The sequence below is a fragment of the Rubrimonas cliftonensis genome, assembly GCF_900107585.1.
Taxonomy (GTDB): Bacteria; Pseudomonadota; Alphaproteobacteria; order Rhodobacterales; family Rhodobacteraceae; genus Rubrimonas; species Rubrimonas cliftonensis.
The window spans coordinates 1-1984 of record NZ_FNQM01000077.1; the positions used below are offsets into that span (position 1 = coordinate 1).

The following is a 1984-nucleotide window of genomic DNA, read 5'->3' on the forward strand; positions in this document are numbered from 1 at the left end:
GCCAAAACCAGCCTGACAAGCCCGTGTAGTTACATTTTGGCCCATCCGGCCATAACAATATCAATCGCTTACGCGTTTTGCTGTCGAAGTTGGGGGCTCGGCCTCGGAAGGGCCGATATCAACGGCATCAGGTGGCAAACGCGCCAAGCCGGGGGAGTAGCTGCCCTTGCGCAGCTTCGGGATGCGCAGTTCGACCGTGCCGGCCCGCGTCTCCCAGGCCCGGTCACGGTAGCCGTTGCGGCTCGCGCCAGACGCTCGGCGCTCTTCTCGCCGCAGGCTGCACCGGTCAGGCCGCCGGCCTCCATCTCCATCGGGCGCTCGGCGGCGCAGCCGGCCTCCGACCTCCATCCGCCCTCATTCGATCCGCAGGATCGAATGATCGCTGCGCGACCTGCTCCAGAAGCATGTCCCTCAGCAGGTCCGCGTCAGGGGCCTTCTCCACCAGGCTTCGCAGGGTCATCATCTCGTCGGTCATCGGGGTTCTCCGGTTCGGCTTGGCTCTCGCAAACCCGACACTATCGGAGACCTCCCGATGGCCAACCGCTACGGCGCCATGTGAAAGCGCGCGTGCGGGCGGCGACGCTGCCGGCGAGCTGCACCACCAGCAGGGCCACGACCCGGAGCGCGCGCGCCCATGCTCCCGCCAGGCGGCGCGCGGCCGTATCCGCGACGCAGAAGACGATCCTCGCCCTGCGATGGCAAGGCCGACGCCGAGACCCGAGGGGAGATCGCCGCCGATGCGCTCCGGGAGAAGCAGCCCAGGCTCGGCGCCATGATGGACGCCTCCCGCGACGCTGTTCCGGCTTTCAGGGATCTCCCACGCTAGCCCCCGCAAGCGCCGGGCGCGGATCGCCTGCCCCCCCCCCGAACGGCTGAACCGGGAGGCAAGGCGCGGGGCGGATGTCCTCGGCGTCTTTCCCGACCAGGAGGCCATCATCCGTCCCCGGCGCGCCGATGCCGCTGGCCAACGACGAGCAGGCGGTTACGCGACAATGGATGTCGCTCGACGCGCTCACCCGCGTCACCGACCATCATGATGTCTGACCGCTCGCCCCGGCGCCCCTGTCGGGCCCCGGTCAAGCCCGGACCTCTCCGATAGGCCAAACACTGCGCCATGCCGTGGGGCACTGCTCAACATCTTCCGAGTCATTCTTTCCGATAACATATTTTTCATCCGCACAAGGGAATTCTCTGAGCACGACGGATGCGGCGGCCCCTGCCCCTGCCCCTGCCCCTGCCCCTGCCCCTGCCCCTGCCTCGGAGGAACCATGAAGAAGCTCATTGCGGCATTCGCCGCCAGCGCGATGCTCGCCGCGCCTGCGACCGCCAACGACAGCGTCACGACGCTGAGTTCAAATCCGAACGGGTGGGTTCTCCAGACCGGCGACTACGCCAACACCCGGTTTTCCGGGCTCGCCGAGATCAACCGCGACAACGTCGGCGATCTCAAAGTGGCCTGGAGCTTCTCCACCGGCGTACTCCGCGGCCATGAAGGCGGCCCGCTGGTCGTCGGCGACGTCATGTACGTCCACTCGCCTTTTCCGAACAAGGTCTTCGCCCTCGATCTCAACAACAATGGCAAGATCATCTGGAAGTACGAGCCGAAGCAGGATTCGTCGGTCATCGCGGTCATGTGCTGCGACACCGTCAACCGCGGCCCCGCCTACGCCGACGGCAAGATCTTCCTCCATCAGGCTGACAACACGCTCGTCGCGCTCGATGCAAAATCCGGCACGGTCATCTGGGAGGCGGTGAACGGCGACCCGTCCATGGGTGAGACCAACACCGCCACCGTGCTGCCGGTGAAGGACAAGGTCATCGTCGGCATCGCCGGCGGCGAGTTCGGCGTCCGCGGCCACGTCACCGCCTACGACATGAACACCGGCGAACGCGTCTGGCGCGCCTACTCGATGGGCCCCGACGAGGAGATGCTGGTCGATCCCGAGCAGACCACGCACCTCGGCGAGCCGATCGGCGAGAATTC

1 protein-coding gene and 1 pseudogene are annotated in these 1984 nt (G+C 66.7%); one reads left to right on the forward strand and one right to left on the reverse strand.

Annotated elements, in window-relative coordinates:
• Window positions 1–150: 150 nt before the first annotated feature.
• Window positions 151–332: pseudogene (locus BLW43_RS24810) on the reverse strand (transposase); the annotation flags it as partial.
• Window positions 333–1268: 936 nt separating this feature from the next.
• Here BLW43_RS24810 and BLW43_RS22595 point away from each other — a divergent pair.
• Window positions 1269–1984 (forward strand): outer membrane protein assembly factor BamB family protein (locus tag BLW43_RS22595; protein WP_175479073.1); only part of this gene is annotated, 716 nt, incomplete at its 3' end.